General features: G+C 43.5%; 17 protein-coding genes. 15 read left to right on the top strand and 2 right to left on the bottom strand.

Annotated elements, in window-relative coordinates:
• The first annotated feature begins 2 nt into the window (after positions 1-2).
• From BLW16_RS14365 to BLW16_RS14295, 15 genes are all read left to right on the top strand, one after another.
• Positions 3-572: an acyltransferase gene (locus BLW16_RS14365; RefSeq protein ID WP_090557802.1), complete on the top strand. Its 570-nt coding sequence runs from the start codon at positions 3-5 to the stop codon at positions 570-572.
• Positions 569-1,714: a glycosyltransferase gene (locus BLW16_RS14360; RefSeq protein ID WP_090557800.1), complete on the top strand. Its 1,146-nt coding sequence runs from the start codon at positions 569-571 to the stop codon at positions 1,712-1,714. The genes BLW16_RS14365 and BLW16_RS14360 overlap by 4 nt, the downstream gene beginning before the upstream one ends.
• On the top strand, positions 1,711-2,706 hold the full coding sequence (locus BLW16_RS14355) for a hypothetical protein (RefSeq protein ID WP_090557798.1): 996 nt from the start codon (positions 1,711-1,713) through the stop codon (positions 2,704-2,706). The genes BLW16_RS14360 and BLW16_RS14355 overlap by 4 nt, the downstream gene beginning before the upstream one ends.
• Positions 2,707-2,756: 50 nt before the next feature.
• Positions 2,757-3,779, top strand: coding sequence for a glycosyltransferase family 4 protein (locus BLW16_RS14350; protein ID WP_139298324.1), 1,023 nt, complete (start codon positions 2,757-2,759; stop codon positions 3,777-3,779).
• A 2-nt stretch (positions 3,780-3,781) separates the two neighbouring features.
• The gene (locus BLW16_RS14345) at positions 3,782-5,020 is read left to right on the top strand and encodes a glycosyltransferase family 4 protein (RefSeq protein ID WP_090557793.1); all 1,239 of its coding nucleotides are present in this window, start codon (positions 3,782-3,784) and stop codon (positions 5,018-5,020) included.
• Between the two features lie 11 nt (positions 5,021-5,031).
• On the top strand, positions 5,032-6,435 hold the full coding sequence (locus tag BLW16_RS14340) for a hypothetical protein (RefSeq protein ID WP_175470584.1): 1,404 nt from the start codon (positions 5,032-5,034) through the stop codon (positions 6,433-6,435).
• Positions 6,432-7,592: a glycosyltransferase gene (locus BLW16_RS14335; protein ID WP_090557791.1), complete on the top strand. Its 1,161-nt coding sequence runs from the start codon at positions 6,432-6,434 to the stop codon at positions 7,590-7,592. The genes BLW16_RS14340 and BLW16_RS14335 overlap by 4 nt, the downstream gene beginning before the upstream one ends.
• Position 7,593: 1 nt before the next feature.
• Positions 7,594-8,742 (top strand): XrtY-associated glycosyltransferase XYAG1, encoded by a 1,149-nt coding sequence (locus BLW16_RS14330; RefSeq protein ID WP_090557789.1) that lies wholly within the window; start codon positions 7,594-7,596, stop codon positions 8,740-8,742.
• Between the two features lie 10 nt (positions 8,743-8,752).
• Positions 8,753-9,544: a glycosyltransferase family 2 protein gene (locus BLW16_RS14325; protein WP_090557787.1), complete on the top strand. Its 792-nt coding sequence runs from the start codon at positions 8,753-8,755 to the stop codon at positions 9,542-9,544.
• A 1-nt stretch (position 9,545) separates the two neighbouring features.
• On the top strand, positions 9,546-10,115 hold the full coding sequence (locus BLW16_RS14320; protein ID WP_090557784.1) for a WcaF family extracellular polysaccharide biosynthesis acetyltransferase: 570 nt from the start codon (positions 9,546-9,548) through the stop codon (positions 10,113-10,115).
• The gene (locus BLW16_RS14315; RefSeq protein WP_245735291.1) at positions 10,112-11,353 is read left to right on the top strand and encodes a WcaI family glycosyltransferase; all 1,242 of its coding nucleotides are present in this window, start codon (positions 10,112-10,114) and stop codon (positions 11,351-11,353) included. Before BLW16_RS14320 ends, BLW16_RS14315 begins: the two co-directional genes overlap by 4 nt.
• A gap of 17 nt (positions 11,354-11,370) precedes the next feature.
• Positions 11,371-12,822 carry a hypothetical protein gene (locus BLW16_RS14310; RefSeq protein WP_090557779.1) on the top strand — a complete coding sequence of 484 codons (1,452 nt, stop codon included), beginning with the start codon at positions 11,371-11,373 and terminating at the stop codon, positions 12,820-12,822.
• Between the two features lie 67 nt (positions 12,823-12,889).
• Positions 12,890-14,281, top strand: a complete 1,392-nt coding sequence (locus tag BLW16_RS14305) for an undecaprenyl-phosphate glucose phosphotransferase (protein WP_090557776.1) — start codon at positions 12,890-12,892, stop codon at positions 14,279-14,281.
• A 395-nt stretch (positions 14,282-14,676) separates the two neighbouring features.
• Entirely contained in the window at positions 14,677-16,074 is a 1,398-nt protein-coding gene (locus BLW16_RS14300; RefSeq protein ID WP_245735289.1) for an undecaprenyl-phosphate glucose phosphotransferase, read from the top strand.
• A gap of 182 nt (positions 16,075-16,256) precedes the next feature.
• On the top strand, positions 16,257-17,165 hold the full coding sequence (locus BLW16_RS14295) for a nucleotidyltransferase family protein (protein ID WP_217631575.1): 909 nt from the start codon (positions 16,257-16,259) through the stop codon (positions 17,163-17,165).
• 121 nt (positions 17,166-17,286) lie between these two features.
• Here BLW16_RS14295 and BLW16_RS14290 read toward each other — a convergent pair whose 3' ends face one another.
• On the bottom strand, positions 17,287-17,610 hold the full coding sequence (locus BLW16_RS14290; protein ID WP_139298323.1) for a hypothetical protein: 324 nt from the start codon (positions 17,608-17,610) through the stop codon (positions 17,287-17,289).
• 80 nt (positions 17,611-17,690) lie between these two features.
• Positions 17,691-18,287: a class I SAM-dependent methyltransferase gene (locus BLW16_RS14285; protein WP_090557771.1), complete on the bottom strand. Its 597-nt coding sequence runs from the start codon at positions 18,285-18,287 to the stop codon at positions 17,691-17,693.
• Between the last annotated feature and the right edge of the window lie 97 nt (positions 18,288-18,384).

Below are 18,384 nucleotides of genomic sequence, written 5' to 3'. Positions count from 1 at the left end.
CAATGATGAAACAGCCACCTTTAGCATTAATCCGGTCTAAAATAAACGCAGTCAGTTCTTCGGTAAGAAGGCGGTACCTGAAAGCCCTGGGTTTGAAAATAAAAGCCGGCGGATCATTGGGAAGGATCAAATGTGAATGGCCGGCCAATGTGACCATCGGCGGTGATTGCAATATCCAGGATGACGTAGTATTTTGGGTTAAAAACCCATTTTCAAATGATAACCGAATAGTATTGGGTGACCGTGTGTTTATCGGCAGAAATTGTGAGATCAATTGTAACAGTGTAATTTCCATTGGGGATGACTGCCTGATCGGGAGCAACACAATTTTTGCAGACATCAACCATCAGATAGACAAACGTTATAAAATAAATGTACAGCCTGTAGATAAGGCAGATATTGTACTGGAAGAGGATGTATGGATTGGCGCAGGCTGCATTATCCTCAAAGGAGTGAGAATAGGTAAAGGAAGTGTTGTCGGAGCGGGGTCACTGATTAACAAATCAGTTCCCGATTATGAAATCTGGGCCGGGACACCTGCCCGTAAAATTGGCGAGAGGAAAGAAATATGAGATTAGTTTTCCTATGTGGATCTCTTGAACCAGGACGGGATGGTGTTGGTGATTATACCCGCAAATTAGCAGGCGGATTGATCGCGCAGGGACATTCAGCATCGGTAATCGCCATCAATGATAAATATATTCAGGAAACAGACGCTGCTCTTCAGCATGATCATGGTAAAGGGGTAGAAGTACTGCGGATACCGGCATCCATGGACTGGAAGGCTAAAGCATTGCTGGCAGAAACCTATATAAAAAAAAATAATCCGGACTGGATCAGCCTCCAGTACGTTTCTTACGCCTACCAGCCTAAAGGAATGCCTTTACATATGGTACAAGCCTTTGCCGGCCTGCTCGGAAAGTACAGGCTGCAGATCATGTTTCATGAACTCTGGCTCGGAGAAAAGAAGAACGCTGCGCTAAAGGCAAGGATATATGGGTTTTTACAAAAGAAAATCGTCCGGTCCATGTTAAAAAAGGGAAAACCTCAGGTAATCCAGACGAGCATTCCCCTTTACCAGAAGATACTTTCAAACCATGGGATAAAAGCAGGAGTCCTGCCTATATTCAGTAATATATCAGACCTGAAACTGCCGTATGATACGTATGCCGGAGAGATTCCTGAATGGCTTGTAAAAGACAGGGAGGATTTTGTTATTGGCTGCAATTTCGGGAGTTTTTACCAGGAAAGCTGGGATCTGACTTCGCTGCTGGTACCCTTTGCCGCAGCATGTAAAAAAATAGGTAAACGCCCGCTGATCTATTCCATTGGTAAGATCTCGGCCGGTGAAAAGGAATGGAAGGAGCTGGCCGCAGTTTATCCTGAGATCACTTTCTTAACAGTAGGTGCCTGCAGCCAGGAAATGATATCCTACTGGCTTACCTATTTTACAGATTTCGGAATTATTACCACACCTGCCTTTATAGCGGGTAAAAGTGGTTCTTTTATGGCCTTTAAGGCACACGGATTATACTGTTTCTGTAAAGAGAACGACCTGGAATTTGATTTCGGCGTGCAGGAGATCGGATTTGATAAAAGTCTGATCCTGATCAGGTCTGAAGCAGATTTTTATATTCCTAAACGTAACAGCACTACCAATCAATTAGACGATACTATGAAACTTTTTATAAATTCTTTAAACTCATCAAAATGAAGATCGCCTTTACCTTATGTTCCATCAATTATTTAGCACAGGCTAAATCGTTATCAGAAACGTTGAAAAAAACAAATCCCGACTGGCGCTTTATTTACGGAATTGCAGATAAAAATGTCAACAATGTAGATTTGTCCTTTTTAGACGGAGAAACCCTGTTTGTAGAAGATCTGGCTATAGAAGGGTTTGACGACATGGTGAAAAGATATACCATCGTTGAGCTGGTTACCTCTGTGAAGCCTTATTATTTCAGCCATTTATTTAAAAAGTATCCCGAGGCCGACAAGATCGCTTATTTTGACCCTGATATTCAGGTTTTTCAGCCGTTGACGGATCTGGAAGCTAAACTTGATCAATATGATATCGTATTAACACCACATTTTACGCAGCCGATTCCTGAAAATGATAAATCGCTCCCAACGGAGATCCACATCTTTAATACGGGTGTCTTTAACTTAGGGTTTTTAGCGGTGAAAAGATCTAAAAGCACTTTCGAGATGCTGAAATGGTGGGAAGATAAACTGCGTTACGACTGTATTGTGGATCTGACAAGGGGATATTTCGTAGACCAGTTATGGATGAACCTCGTGCCTGCATATTTTGACAACGTATATATTGATAAGTACCCGGGTTATAACATGGCACACTGGAACCTGCATGACAGGGTGCTGACTAAAGTGAACGGCAGTTATATGGTGAATGGCGTACCCCTGATATTTTATCATTTCAGTCATTATAATCCAGGCCGGCCTGAACAGATTGCAGCCTATCATGACCGCTTTAATTTCAGCAGCCGCCCGGATCTCGTAGAACTATACGATGGCTATAAGAATGACCTGCTGAAGTTTAATTATTTCGGCCTTAAAAAGAACACGTGTTTTTATATGCATGACGAGAAGCAAAAAACCAGGAAGAGAAATATCGAAAATTTCCTGCGCCAGGCACTTCCGATGAGTATGAAGTCTTCTTTGAAAAAGTTGATAGGGAAATAAGTTGAAGTTTATGTATAAGGTGCTGCCATTCATTTTTTAAAGGAGAAGTTTTGAAAATATTATTGCTATCACATTCATTTTACCCGGCTATAGGCGGAATTGAGTCTATTTCCGAGATGCTGGCTGAGGAGTTTATCGCCGCAGGCCATGAAGTGCATTTGCTTACACGGACAAAATTTGATCAGCAGGAGATTTTCTCTTACCAGATCATTCGCGACCCCGGATTTTTTACGATTGTTAAATCGATCCTGTGGTGTGACGTAATATTTGAAAATAATCTCTCCTTAAGGATGTCATGGCCGAATGTCTTTTTAAGAAAACCACTGATCACGGGTATTCAAACCTGGATCGCAGACAATAAAGGAAAGGCCAAACTGCTCAATATGATGAAAAAGTTCTGGATAAGAACCTCTACAGTACTGGTTGCCTGCAGCGAGGCCGTTAGAAAAGGTACCTATGACAGGGCCATTGTGATTGGCAACCCCTATAATGAAAAGATCTTTAAGAAAGATCCTTCGGTAACGGTTAAAAAGGATTTTGTTTTTCTGGGACGCCTGGTATCTGACAAAGGTGCCGGTCTTGCCCTGGAAGCCTTTAAATACTTTGCCGCAGAACACAAAGGAAGCAGCCTGACGATCATTGGCAGCGGGCCTGAACAGGAAGGTCTTGAAGCTAAGGTGAAATTATATGGGCTGGAACAGCTGGTCGTATTTGCCGGAGCGCTGCGCGGACAACAGATTGTTGACATCCTAAACCGCCATACGTATTTGCTTGTGCCTTCAATGTGGAGAGAGCCTTTTGGAATTGTTGCCCTGGAAGGTCTTGCCTGTGGTTGTATTCCTATCGTCTCTGATGGAGGAGGACTTCCTGAGGCCGTTGGGGAGGCCGGACTGGTGTTTAAAAGAGGAGATGCGGATGATTTATACCGCCAGATGTCTGCTGTATATGCCGATCCGAAATTACGGCTGAAACTGGAACAGGCTTCAGATGAACAACTGAGAAGGCATAGCAGCAGGTATGTGGCTCAGGATTACATAAATGTTTTTGAAAAATTTTTTAAATACAGACGCTAGGCATGGAAAAGATTTTATTAAGTCATCCAACAGGGAACCAGAATCTGAGGGCAGTAATCTCTTCTTTTAAAGAAGCAGGCATCCTTACCTCGTACAGCACTACGCTGGCATTCGATCCCGATAGCAGTCTCGTAAAATTATTTCCTGACAAGGTTAAGAAGGAATTTTTGCGCAGATCTTACCCTGTGGACTTTGATTTGATACATACCCGGCCATTGCTGGAATTATCACGCAATATTTTACCGCGCCTTGGGTTTAAAGGTGCTGTTGCGCATGAGACTGGCTTTGCTTCGGTGGATAAGGTTTACCATGACCTGGATAGCGCTACTGCAGCTTACCTGAAGAAACTGAACCGCTCAAAAAGCGTGACTTCGGTTTATGCCTATGAGGACGGTGCGCTGGAGACTTTTAAAGCGGCCAGGAAAATGGGCCTGACGAATATTTATGACCTGCCGATCGGGTACTGGAGGGCAGCGAGACGACTGCTGAAAACATCGCAGGAGCGCTGGCCGGAATGGGCCGCTACCCTAACTGGATTCAGGGACTCGGAGCAAAAGCTTGCCCGTAAGGATGAGGAACTGCGGCTGGCAGATAAGATTTTTGTGGCAAGTAGTTTTACGGCAAAGACACTGCAGGATTTTCCGGGAGCTTTGCCCAACATCCAGGTGATCCCTTATGGCTTCCCGGAGGTGATCAGAGAAAGAAGTTATGCCAATCCGGCAAATAAACCTTTAAAACTGCTCTTTGTAGGCGGACTTTCACTGCGTAAAGGAATTGCCGACTTATTTGCCGCGGTAAAGAATATTGGTGCTGCGGTAGACCTGACGGTGGTTGGCAGAAAAACAAATGCGGACTGTGCGGCGCTGGATGCTGCATTGAAAGAAAATAAATGGATTCCAAGTCTTCCCCATCATGAAATCCTGCAGCTGATGCGTGAACATGACGTGCTGATCTTCCCTTCTCTTTTTGAAGGATTTGGATTGGTGATCACTGAAGCCATGTCACAGGGCACACCTGTGATTACAACTGACAGAACTGCGGGGCCTGACCTGATCACACATGGACTGAATGGCTGGCTGATTGAAGCAGAGTCTACCAGTGCCATCCAGACGCAAATTGAAGAATTAATAAGTAAGCCTGAGCTGATTGCTGCCGCTGGCAGGGAAGCAATGGCTACCGCCAGGCTAAGGCCATGGAAAAAATACGGACAGGAACTGTCTGAAGCAATAATGAGTACCTGATGTTGAACCCTATGAATCAAAATATAGCATCTTACAGAAAAGCCAATCCACCCGGAAAGCCGGCCGGGACAGATCCTGATCGTTTGATCAAAAGGGGAATCTGGACATACTTTCTCCTGCTTATCTTTGAAGGGGCGTTAAGAAAATGGATTTTACCGGGCCTGGCAACGCCGATATTGCTGATCCGTGACCCTCTGGCACTCTGGATCATTGCGTTGGTGTGGCAAAAGGGAATTTTTCCACGGTCATTTTATCTGACATTAACAGTGATTATTGGCATTATCGGTACATTTTCTGCGATGTTCCTTGGCCATGGAAGCCTTCCTGTAGCCATCTACGGGGCCAGGATCCTGCTGATCCAGTTTCCTTTGATATTCGCCATTGGCAGGATAATGACCCGAAAGGACGTAGTGGAGATTGGAAAAGTACTGTTATATATCTCTATTCCGATGGTGGTATTGATTGGACTTCAATTTTACAGTCCGCAATCTGCATTGGTGAACAGGGGTGTAGGCGGTGATATCGAGGGCGGTGGATTTAGTGGTGCACTCGGATATTTCCGGCCACCGGGAACTTTTTCCTTTACCAATGGATGTACGCTGTTTTTCGGGTTTGTAACGTCCTTCGTGATGTATTTCTGGCTCAATCAAAAGGAAATCAACAGGGCGGTTCTGATCATGGCCTCTATGGCTTCTATCATGGCCATTCCGTTATCCATTAGCAGGACCTTACTTGTCTCGGATGGAATTGCAGTATTTTTTGCTGTACTGGCAACGGTAAGTAACGTTCAGCATGCCGGTAAAATGATCATGTTCGGTATCATCTCTTTTGTCAGTCTGATAGTTTTGAGCCAGTTTAGCTTTTTTCAAACGGCTACCGAGACGATAACTACCCGCTTTGATAATGCAAGTCAATCGGAAGGAACGCTGGTGAATTCAGTTGCCGAAAGGGGTTTAAGCGGGTTGGTCGGGGCCCTGAAACATTCCGATGAAGAACCCTTTCTGGGATATGGAATAGGAATGGGAACAAGTGTAGGTAGTAAGCTGCTGACGGGAAAAGTTACCTACCTGATTTCGGAAGGCGAATGGGGGCGGCTTGTTGGAGAGCTTGGGGTAGCATTAGGGATGACACTCATTTTTATAAGGGTAGGGCTGACCTTCAAAATCTTTTTTCTTGCTTTTAAACGTCTCGGACAGGGCGATATACTTCCCTGGATGCTGATGAGTTTTGGCTTCCTGCTGATTCCGCAGGGACAATGGTCTCAGCCTACCTCCTTGGGCTTTAGTATTTTAATTACAGGTTTGCTGTTTGCCGCGATGAGGAACGATGTTGCCATAGCTAAAAACAAGGTTACGGAAGCGGACGATGAGAAAATAAATGACAGAACGCGTACAGTACAAATGAAATTATCATGAAAATAGTGTTTTTTGCGCATCCTTCTTTTTTAGGCTCCCAGAGCATGCCCCGTTTTGTCAGTATGCTGGCAGAAGGAATGCAGCGCCGCGGGCATGAGGTAGAAATATGGAGCCCGGAAGCATTATTTTCAAATATCCCGGTAAAAAAACTGAAAAAGTGGTTTGGTTATATGGATCAGTACCTCGTCTTTCCGCAAACTGTAAAACGTAAGCTGAAGGATAAGGGAAATGATGTGCTTTATGTGGTGGCAGACCATGCTTTGGGCCCTTATGTACCGCTGATTGCAGACCGTCCGCATGTGATCCATTGCCATGACTTTCTTGCACAGCGATCGGCACTCGGGGAAATTCCTGAGAACATTACATCCGCCAGCGGGCAGAAGTACCAGGCCTTTATCAGGAAGGGCTATTCGAAAGGACAGAATTTTATCTCCGTTTCTGAAAAGACACGTGCGGATCTGGAAAAGTTTCTTCCCGGCAAACCACGGCTTTCTGAAATGGTATACAACGGGCTGAACCCTTCGTTTAAACCAGGAGTAGTAACTGATGTAAGGGCAATGCTGACTAAGAAGCTGAACCTGGATCTTGCCAATGGTTATATCCTGCATATCGGAGGGAACCAATGGTATAAAAACAGGGTAGGCGTAATTGCCATCTATGATAAATGGAGAAAGCTGTATGGCACTGCGCTTTCGCTCTTACTGATCGGACAAAAGCCATCGGCTGCACTGGCGCAAAAATATGAACTGTCGCCTTTTAAAAATGATATCCATTTCCTGTCGGGTATTGACGATCAGACTGTTTCTGCAGCTTATGCCGGGGCGACTGTTTTTCTGTTCCCCTCTATTGCTGAAGGTTTTGGATGGCCGATTGCTGAGGCGATGGCTTCGGGAGCCCTGGTGCTTACTACGGATGAAGCGCCAATGCTGGAAGTAGCTGGTGATGCCGCATTCCTGATCGGCCGCAGGCCCTCAGCGGAGACTTTACAGGAAAAGTGGACTGATGAGGCTGCAGTGGTATTAAATACCGCAGTAACGCTGGATGAAGCCGGAAGGGAAAATGCGGTGAACAAAGGACTGGCAAATGTCCGGAGATTTAAACTCGAAGATGCGTTGGACAGCATCGAAAGTATTTATAAACAAGTGTTGAAGAATTAATATGAAGATACTGCATATCGTGCCCTCTTATAAACCTGCATATATTTATGGCGGACCAATCGAGTCCGTGTCTAAATTATGTGAAGGCCTTGCCGCGGCAGGGAACCGCGTAGATGTGTTTACAACAACCGCGAACGGGGAAGATGAGCTGCCGGTAGAAGCAGGGAAAGTTATCGATGTGGATGGCGTAAACGTCATTTATTTTAACCGGGTAACAAAGGACCCTACACATATTTCACCGGCCTTGTGGCTGCACTTGTGGAAAAATGTTAAAAGTTATGATATCGTAAATGTACAGTCCTGGTGGAGCATCCTGGTGATCATTGCAACCTGTATCTGTCTGATCAGGGGCGTGAAAGTAGTGATCTCGCCAAGGGGAATGTTAAGCCCTTATGTGCTTACTTCAGGCCATTCAACGATGAAAAACATTATTCACAAGACCGTTGGAAAATGGGCGCTGTCTAAATCATGGCTGCATGCCACTGCACAGGTGGAGTATGATGAATTTATAAGTGTGCTCGGCAGCTGCAAAGGTTTTATAGCACCGAATAACGTAACCCTACCTGACCTGCCGATCGTAAAAACTGAAAATGAGATTTTTACCCTGATTTTTATGTCCAGGGTGCATCCTAAAAAAGGAATAGAAATTTTGCTGAATGCAATTAGCAAACTGTCCTTTCCGGTGGTTTTAAAAATAGCCGGTTCAGGGGATATAGAATACACAGAAAAATTAAAAGATTTGTCGGTCAAACTAAAGATCGGCGATCAGGTAGAATGGTTGGGCTGGCTTGACCGGGATGCAAAGTTCAAAGCGCTGATGAATGCCGATCTCTTTGTACTGGTCTCTCTGAATGAAAACTTTGCCAATGTAGTAGTCGAATCGCTGCATATGGGCACCCCGGTATTGATTTCGAAGGAAGTGGCACTTTCCACATTTGTAAATGATAACTATGTGGGCTGGGTCTCTTCACTGGATGTGGATAATGTGGTGGAAACGCTTACCATTGCCCATGCCGACCGTGATCGCCTGGACTGGATCAGGAAAAACGGAAGATCAGTGATCGAGGAGACTTTCTCGGAAAAGAAACTGGTCATGAACTACACTACACAATACCAAAAAATCATTGATACAAATAACAGCGGTAAATAATATAAATGTAATGGATACACTCAACTCAACTCTACTCCAGGCTTTAATCTTAACAAAGAACGAGGAACCCAATTTAAAAAGGGTGCTGGATAAGCTTACCTGGCTGGAAAAGGTAGTGATCCTGGACAGCTTTAGCACGGATGCTACCTTAGAAATTGCTGCGGCCTATCCAAATACCGTTGTGGTACAGCGCCCGTTTGATACACATGGACAACAATGGAACTTTGGCCTTTCCCTGCTGCAAAGTGAATGGATCCTGAGCCTCGATGCAGATTATGTGCTTCCGGATGATTTTATTGAGGAGACAAAAAAATATGTGGCATCGGGAAAAGATACAGCCTATGAAACGAACTTCAAATTCCTGGTTTTTGGAAAACCGCTGCTGAAAGACAATACCACTCCAAGACCGGTCTTATTTAGAAAGGCTGAATGCCATTACTATGATGACGGCCATACACAGCGCCTGAAAATTAATGGCACTACCGGGATGTATGCGGCGGTTATTCTTCATGACGACCGTAAATCCCTGAGCAGATGGCTGAGTAACCAGGACGGCTATGCGATCAAGGAATGCAATAAATTAGTGAATAGCTCCGGCGAGCCACTGCCAATGAGCTCGAAGATCAGGAAAACCAAGATTTTTGCACCTTTTATCGTATTTTTTTATTCCCTGTTTGTGAAAGGACTGATTTTTAACGGATGGCGGGGATGGCACTATACCTTACAGCGTACCATGGTGGAGATCATATTGGCATTGAGAATAATTGAAGAAGAAAAATTAAAGAAGGATACCGAAGCGTAATATGGTTGGCGAAATACATAAATCTAAAGTAAACCTGGGAGGGTTTAATTCCTCCATAGGGCTGGACAGGGGTGCAGGTAAGTTAAAGGAGATCAGCTGGTATCTGATAAAGACCGTCTTCTTTTTATCGGCTCTTCCTTATCCTAATGCGCTGAAATGTGGTTTGCTGCGTTTGTTTGGCGCAAAAGTAGGCACAGGCGTAAATATTAAACCCCGGGTGAATATCCATTTTCCATGGAAACTGATCCTCGGAAATGATGTATGGATCGGCGAAGAGGCCTTTCTGCTGAATTTCGAACCGCTGCGGGTTGGTAACGATGTATGCATCTCGCAAAGGGCATTTTTATGCGGTGGAAATCATGATTTCAGAGTACCGGAAATGCCCTATCGCAACGGGCCGATCACGCTGATGGACGGTGCCTGGGTAGGTGCTTCGGTATTTGTGTCACCAGGGGTGACGATAGGTACAGATACCGTGGTTACCGCAGGGTCTGTGGTGACCGGTAACCTGGCGTCCAACGGAATATATAAAGGTAATCCCGCAGTTTATATCAAACAAAGATGGTCATGAAAAAAAGGATATTAGTTTTAGGAATCAACTGCTTACCAGAACTGACGGGCATCGGTAAGTATACCGGGGAGATGGTTTCCTGGATGGCAGAGCAGGGCCATGAAACGACCATGATCACCGGCTTTCCCTATTATCCGAACTGGAAAGTACAGGAGCCGTATAAAGGGAACTGGTATATAAATGAAACCATGTTCGACGGAAATTTGAAGATCTATCGCTGTCCGCTCTATATCCCATCTAAACCATCCGGATTAAAGCGGCTGATACATGAATCAGTATTTTTTGTTTCCGCAGGCTTTGCAGTGCTGAAAATGTTGTTTAAACCCAAACAGGATCTGATCATTGCCATTGCGCCACCTTTCCATTTGGCTATTCTTGCCCTCTTCTACAGATTTTTCAAGGGTGGCCGTATCCTGTACCACGTACAGGACCTGCAGATTGAGGCTGCAAAAGAATTGAAGATGCTGCGGTATAAATGGATGTTCGACATGTTGTTTTCCATCGAATATTTCATTCTCAGAAAAATGGACTTTATCAGTACCATATCTGAAGGAATGATGAAACGGGTTGGAAATAAGATTCCCAAAAGAATTACGTTCTTTCCTAACTGGGTGGATACTGAAACATTTTATCCTTTACCGGACCGGAATGGGCTGAAAACCAAATGGGGCTTTAAAAGGGACGACTATGTGGTCCTGTATTCCGGAAGCATAGGGGAAAAACAAGGTCTGGATAGCTTAATCAGAATTGCTGAAAATCTGAAAGCGTATGAAAATATACAATTTGTGATCTGCGGTACAGGTCCGTATAAGCAGGAACTCATCAGGATGACAACGGAAAAGCAACTGCCTAACCTGGAATTTTTACCACTGCAGGGTTTTGATGTGTTTAATGAATTCCTGAATATGGCTGATATCCACCTCGTTTTGCAAAAGGCCAATGCCAGTGACCTGGTAATGCCTTCAAAGCTGACCACCATTCTTGCGGTGGGTGGATTAGCGCTGGTGACCGCCAACCCGGGAACAACACTCCATGATGTGATCACGGAGCATGGAATGGGTGTGATCGTTGAAGCAGAACGCGAAGACCTGTTGGGGGCAGCCATCATAAACATAGTGGAAAATGACCACGAACCTTGCAGAAAGAATGCCAGGAAGTACGCAGAAAAATATCTTGATAAGCGTAATATCCTTCCTGATATGCTAAATTTTGTAACTCAGCTCTCAAATAAGAATTGATAACTTAAAAGCTACGTATGAAGAATTTATTGATAATTGCCTTATTATTACTGTTGTTTAGGATAGAAGCAGATGCCCAGTTTTTGGATTCTTTGCAGGTACAGGCCGGAACTAATGTAAGTGTTGCCTCAAAGGATTATCAGCCCCTCTGGCTGGTCAGTAACCGTTTTGGAGTATTCACAGATCAGAAATATGATTTTTCTACTCATGTTAAGGTGACGAACTCACATCGAATAGGTGCGCCGGTTTCTATATACGATGAAAATGATAAAGGGTTGTATATCAGCTACGGCGCAGATGTTTATAACAATGACCATTTCAATAAGAACCTGATCAAGGAAGCCTATGGAAGGGTCAGGTATAAGAACCTGACATTTACAGGCGGAAGGTTTGAACAGATTATCGGCGAAGTAGACCATGACCTGTCATCCGGATCATTAGGAGTGAGTGGAAATGCATTGCCGATCACTAAGCTGAACTTAGCGATAGAATATACTAATGTGCCTTTAACAAATGGATGGTTTCAGTTTAAGGGGATGTTTAGTCATGGCTGGATGGGTGAAGACCAGTTTCTGAAACATGCCTTCCTCCATGAAAAGAACCTGTATGTGAGGCTGGGAAAGCATAAGCTGAAATTTTACGGCGGCATTCAGCACTATGCAGTATGGGGAGGTTCGAAAGAGGGCTTCGTGACTACGGACAGATCCCTGGGAGGATGGTGGAATGTGGTTACCGGTATTGAGGTGAATGACGGCAGTGTAGCAAATAACAGGGCGCCGAACAGGCCGGGCGACCAGCGTGGAATTATAGAGTACGGCGCCGAATGGGAAGACGAGAATTTCAGGTTCCAGCTGAACAACCAAACCCCCTTTGATAGCGGGCAGGGTATTGATGTCAGAAATGTTGACCGCCTGCTCAGCCTGAATATTACCAATAAGCGGGAGGGAAGCATCCTGAAGAAACTTACTTTTGAATTTCTGCACACCACGCAGAGTAATGATTTTTATGGCATTCAGTATAGAGAAAGCTATTATAATAACGGGAATTACAGGACCGGCTGGGAATATAACGACAGGATAGTGGGAACACCGCTGTTTGCAAACCGCTGGAGGGCCAATAAGTATTTTCCAGGTCAATACGTACCCTTTGACTGGAATGCTCCGGCAAACACGATTTATGCACTGAATAATATTGTAAATAATCGGGTGCTCGGTGGTCATGTGGGTGCGATATTCGCTTTAAGCGATGATATCAGTACAAAAACACTGGTCACCTATACCAAAAATTATGGTGATTTCAGGATCGGTGCTTTCAGCCCTTTCAAAGTGCAGTGGTACACCCTGCAGGAAGTAAGCTGGAATGTTCCGAAAACCCAGTTGTCGCTGAAAGGTACGGTAGCTTACGACTTCGGTGATCTTTCTACCAACATCGGTTCGATGGTTGGTGTTGAATGGCATTTAAGACAGTAAATCTCTACTTGTTGTTTGAGCGCAGGGTTTAGCGTAATTATTGTATGTTTGTGAAGATTCTAACCAGATGACTTACAAATACGGCGCATATGTTAAAATAATAAGCATATCCCTGGATATGGTGATGCTTAATGCTGCCGGACTGGCATACATTCTGATCAGCAGATCGTCTGATCACTTTGAAAAACTCCACACCGGCTTACTCCATTTTTTACTGGCTAATTTTGTGTGGTTCAATGTGACACAGTTGACAAAGTTATACCGCGATCTCTTTGTCAAAGATGCTATACCAACCATCAAAGCGGCACTGAGTTCGCTGGCATTGTTCGGGCTTATTATTGGTATATTTAAAACAATAGTGGCCGATTTTCAATGGTATAGCCCTGCGGTTGCCATTCCATTTCTATTGTTTGGTGTGCTCCTGCTGTTGGGCAAGATCGGATTTCTTTTATGGAGGAGGTCATCAGGAACCCGGTGGATAGCTCATAAACCTGTTGTGATTTTGGGGGCGGGCCTGCTGGGTACTGAACTGAAGGCATACATAGATGCGAATAGCCTGCTCGGTTATAGAGTAATTGGTTTTTTTGATGATAGGTTACTGAGGGGACAGCAGGAAGTAAATATACTTGGGAGCCTTGAAAATAGCATTGCTTATGCAAAGGAAAATAACATCAGGGAGATCTTTTGTGCACTCCCGGATAGTGCACTGGGGAAAATTAAGATCCTGATGCGGCAGGCTGAACAGGAGATGATCCGTTTTAAAATGGTGCCGGATGTGAAGGACTATTTTAGAAAAAATGTCAATGTGCAATGGTTCGGCTATCTGCCTGTTTTAAGTCCAAGAACTGAACCATTAGAGATTAAAATAAATCAAGTATTAAAGAGAGCCTTCGACATAACAATTTCTTTATTTGTAATTATATTTCTTTTTATCTGGATTTTTCCGGTGATCGCCTGCTTGATTAAATTGAGTTCAAAAGGGCCTGTCTTTTTCAGACAGTTGAGATCCGGAAAGAATAATGAACCTTTTTATTGCATTAAGTTCAGAAGCATGTTGCTAAACGATGAAGCTGATTCCAGACAGGCTACTAAAAATGATCACCGGATCACAAAAATAGGTACTTTTATGAGAAGAAACAGCATTGATGAGCTTCCCCAGTTTTTCAATGTTCTCATTGGGGAAATGTCTGTAGTCGGACCGAGACCACATATGCTGAAGCATACGGCTGCTTACGCTGAGCTGATCGACCAGTTTATGGTTCGTCATTTCGTCTTGCCGGGAGTTACCGGATGGGCCCAGATCAGGGGGCTTCGAGGGGAGACTTTCGAACATAAAGCAATGCAGGAGAGGGTCGAAGCAGATATCTGGTACCTGGAAAACTGGTCAATGTTTCTTGATTTGAAAATTCTGTTCCTTACCGCCTGGCACCTTGTTGTTGGCAGCAAAAATGCCCATTAATTTAGAGCTTTTAGGTGTTATGGTGTTTTTAAAACTAGTCACTTATTACATTATAATAGACATCAATTGGATTAAAACCGTTAAAACCCTATTTTTTTATCAAATAAATCAGTTTTCTGGTGTTAATTTTGTGTTGTGGATTGATTTTTAGCGGTTTCCGTCCTAATGTACGTTTAGATAGCTTTTTGTTTCTCATTTGGTGATTTTTCCTGGTACTATTATTAATCTAAAGTTTATTAAATAACAAATTACTCCTTTTCTTATTTAAATCTTTCAATTTTTGTATATTGGCAGTAATTAACTGAATAATTTTTTTTGGTTAAACTTTATAGACTTCAGTTGGTATAATTGTTGTTACATGAAGGTGTACTAATAGCATAATTTAAAGTTCCAGTATGTCAATTCAAACCCGTTACCTTTATTTACTGAGATACATTCTGCCGGTTACTGATATTTTAATGCTAAATTTAATTTACGTCCTTGCCTATTATTTTACGGGTTACATGGGAAAAGGCGTAAGTGATGAACTTCAAAAGCATTATCTGGTGGTATGTAACCTGCTCTGGTTTCTAAACACTGCGGTATTTAATTTATACTCAGAATACAATGCCAGGAAGATCGAAAGGATCTACAGGGGGACAATAAAAAGCCTGCTGCTGCATTTTGTCATATTTTCCATCTATCTGCTGTTTGCTAAAGATTTTGAATTTTCGAGACATTTTCTGACCTCATTTTATGTCTGTCTTTGTATTGGCTTTATGATAAACCGATTTATCGGAACCTACATTCAGCATGTATTAATCAGCAAGTTTAATTCTACACGGAAGGTTGCGGTGATGGGCGATAACGACACCGGATTAAGGGTTGCTGCCTATCTGCAAAAACAAAGGAATGTAGATTTTTACGGATTTGTAGGGGATGACGCAAGTATTTATGGTGATGGAAACGGACGGATCTCTGCTGAAGCTTCTGCCAGGCTCCAACAGGCTGCCGTGTATGGAGTACAAGACCTGTATGTTTCCGTTGCACCTTCAAGAATGCGTGAAATAGGCCCCCTGGTATTGGAGGCCGATAAACAACTGTTGCGGCTGAAGTTTATTCCGGATCTGGCGGGTGCCCTGGCTGCGCCCTATACCATCAGTTATATGGGCGGCGAATTCCCTATTATCACACTGAGGCATGAGCCTCTGGAAAGTATGGGCAACCGTTTCAAGAAGCGGGCATTTGATATGGTGTTCAGTGCATTTGTAATCATATTTGTGCTGAGCTGGCTTTATCCGCTGATCGGATTGTTGATTAAGCTGCAGAGTAAGGGACCAGTGTTGTTCAAACAGCAGCGAAGCGGAATCAACGATGAACCTTTCTGGTGTTATAAGTTCAGGAGCATGCGCATGAATACTGACAGCGATAAAAAACAGGCGACTAAAGGAGATGACCGCATCACGCCTATAGGCAGGTTCCTGCGCAAGAGCAGCCTGGACGAAATGCCACAGTTCTTTAATGTTTTTATTGGAAATATGAGTGTAGTGGGGCCGAGGCCGCATATGTTGCGTCATACGGAAGAATACAAGAAAGTTATAGGGCAATATATGGTCAGGCAGTTTGTCAAACCCGGAATTACCGGATGGGCACAGGTTAACGGTTTTCGTGGCGAAACCAAGGATGACTCTGCAATGGAAAAAAGGGTAGAATGCGATATCTGGTACCTTGAACACTGGAGCAGTATGCTGGATGTGAGAATTATATTTTTGACGGTGATCAATGTTTTCCGCGGAGAGGAAAATGCATATTAAACTCAAAAAACCTCATGGAATATTTATACAACCCTTAGGAGTGCATCAGTGTTAATATACATACGGACTTGTGGTGTGAATTAATTCCTGTTTAGTATTTTTAAGACCTGAATGTTAACATCTGATAAGGATAAACTATAACACGCTTTATCATCACTGATAAATATATACTTAATACAAATATGTCTGAAATCAAACCTTCTTTAGTAATTCTGGCGGCTGGAATGGCCAGCCGTTATGGTGGAAACAAACAAACTGAATCTTTTGGCCCTTCCGGCGAGACAATCATGGAATATTCTATCTATGATGCTATTAAAGCGGGTTTCGGTAAGGTGATTTTTATTATTCGTGAAGAATTTGCTGAATCTTTTAAATCGGTTATTGAGCCTAAACTGGCGGGAAAGATTGCTACTGATTACGTTTATCAATCTTTAGAGAGCTTTAGCGGAGGGCGTGAGATCCCCGCAGGCAGAACCAAACCGTTCGGTACCATGCATGCACTTCTTTGCTGTAAGGATGTATTGGATGCCCCTTTTGCGGTAATCAATGCTGACGATTTTTATGGTTTTGATGCCTTCAAACGGGCTTATGACTTCCTTGTGGATGGCATTGAAAAAGGAAAATATGCGTGTATCGGCTACGAGCTGAAAAATACACTGAGTGATAACGGATCTGTAACAAGGGGTGAGATCAATGTTGATCCGCTGCAAAATATAGTAAGTATCACTGAACGCAAGGAAATCTATAAAAAAGACGGTAAAGCCTTCACTCCTGAAGCTGGAACGGATATAGAACTTCCTCTGGATACCAAGGTAAGTATGAACTTCTTTTGTTTCACACCCGATTTTGTAAACTGGTCCGAAGCGGAATACTATAAGTTCCGGGATGCGAACAGCACGGAACTGAAAGCAGAGTTTCTGATTCCCGAAGTGGCAGATATCCTGATCAAATCTGGTGAAGGCGTAGTGAAAATGATCCCTACCGAGGCTGTCTGGTTTGGTGTTACCTTCAAAGAAGATGCACCAGTAGTAAAAGCTCAATTACAAAAGCTGATTGACGCCGGTACCTACCCTGAAGACCTCTGGGCATAAACTAGAATATCTTCCCGTATTAATGAGTAAAGATCTCTTGATTTTAAAAATAACAGCAGCAATTTGAATGCCTTCTGCCGCGCTTCAGCGGCATACAGCATTCAAATTGCTGCTGTTATTTTTACCCCCCGGACGATCCCCAGCGAATGACCATTGCGAGCAGCCCTGTCATAAACTGCACAAAAAACTTAAAGTTGTAAATAGGTTTAAAGCTTTTTTCTGTTAAGGGGAAATGATACTCCGCCCATTCCCCAACCTGGCTGACCAGTTCCTTATCTGTAATTTCATGAGAATACCACCGTACCAGGTCCTGGCCTTTTACGGGTTGGATGTATCCGAGAAATTCATGTTTGAGGTATACCGAAAACAGCGAGTGATCATCATAGATGGGTTCAATCTGTAACGTGCCGATATAATGCTGGCACATCACTTCAATTTCAATCATTTTCATTTCGGTTTAAATCTGGTAAAGTATATTACGTACCCGAAGTGAATATGGATGTATAGGTTTCGAAATTTATGACGTTATTGTTTTATCCAGAGGCTGAGGGGCTCTCCGGTTGTATATCCTGAACGTTTATAGGCTGGGGGTACATCCCCATCGGAACAGTGAAAAGTTGCCAGCCGCGTGCCCGCAGGTTTGTTTTCAAGCAGCTCATAAAATTGAGACAGGTACTCATCATAGATCTCTGCTGAGGTCTGGATCAGGTTGTCAATAGGTTTATAGTGTACAATGTTCTCACTGAAGGAATTGTAAAAATAAAAGTGGTCATACTGGTCCATATCCAGCTCGGTAAAATTGGCATGAATGAATTTTACATTACACATGGATGTTGCATTTTGGGCAATAATTGCCTCGTCTATTAATGCTTTCCGCTGCTCAACACCATAAAAAAAATGAGCCGGAAAATAATGTGCAGCCACAAGGCAAAATTTGCCAACTCCGCTTCCGATATCCAAAATAGCAGTCCCTGAGCCTGCTGTGAGATACTCTGCGGCCTTTTTTGCAATATTCAGCGGTGTCCAGTGCATTAATGACAGCTGCCGCGCCCTCAGGGAATAGAGGCTGTCGAACGTGGCATCGCTTGAAAACAGGTCCTTTGGTCCCGGAGATGTGCTCATGGTATAAACTTGGAGTAACTTTTGCTAAATATAAACAAATCAATATAAAACCTATGATAATGAACAAGCATGTAAAAATGGGACTTCAGGAATTGGA

Origin of the sequence: Pedobacter hartonius (assembly GCF_900107535.1) — a bacterium.
GTDB lineage: Bacteria > Bacteroidota > Bacteroidia > Sphingobacteriales > Sphingobacteriaceae > Pedobacter > Pedobacter hartonius.
The sequence above is the reverse complement of the archived record's forward strand: the minus strand, read 5'-3'. Positions and strand labels throughout refer to the sequence as shown.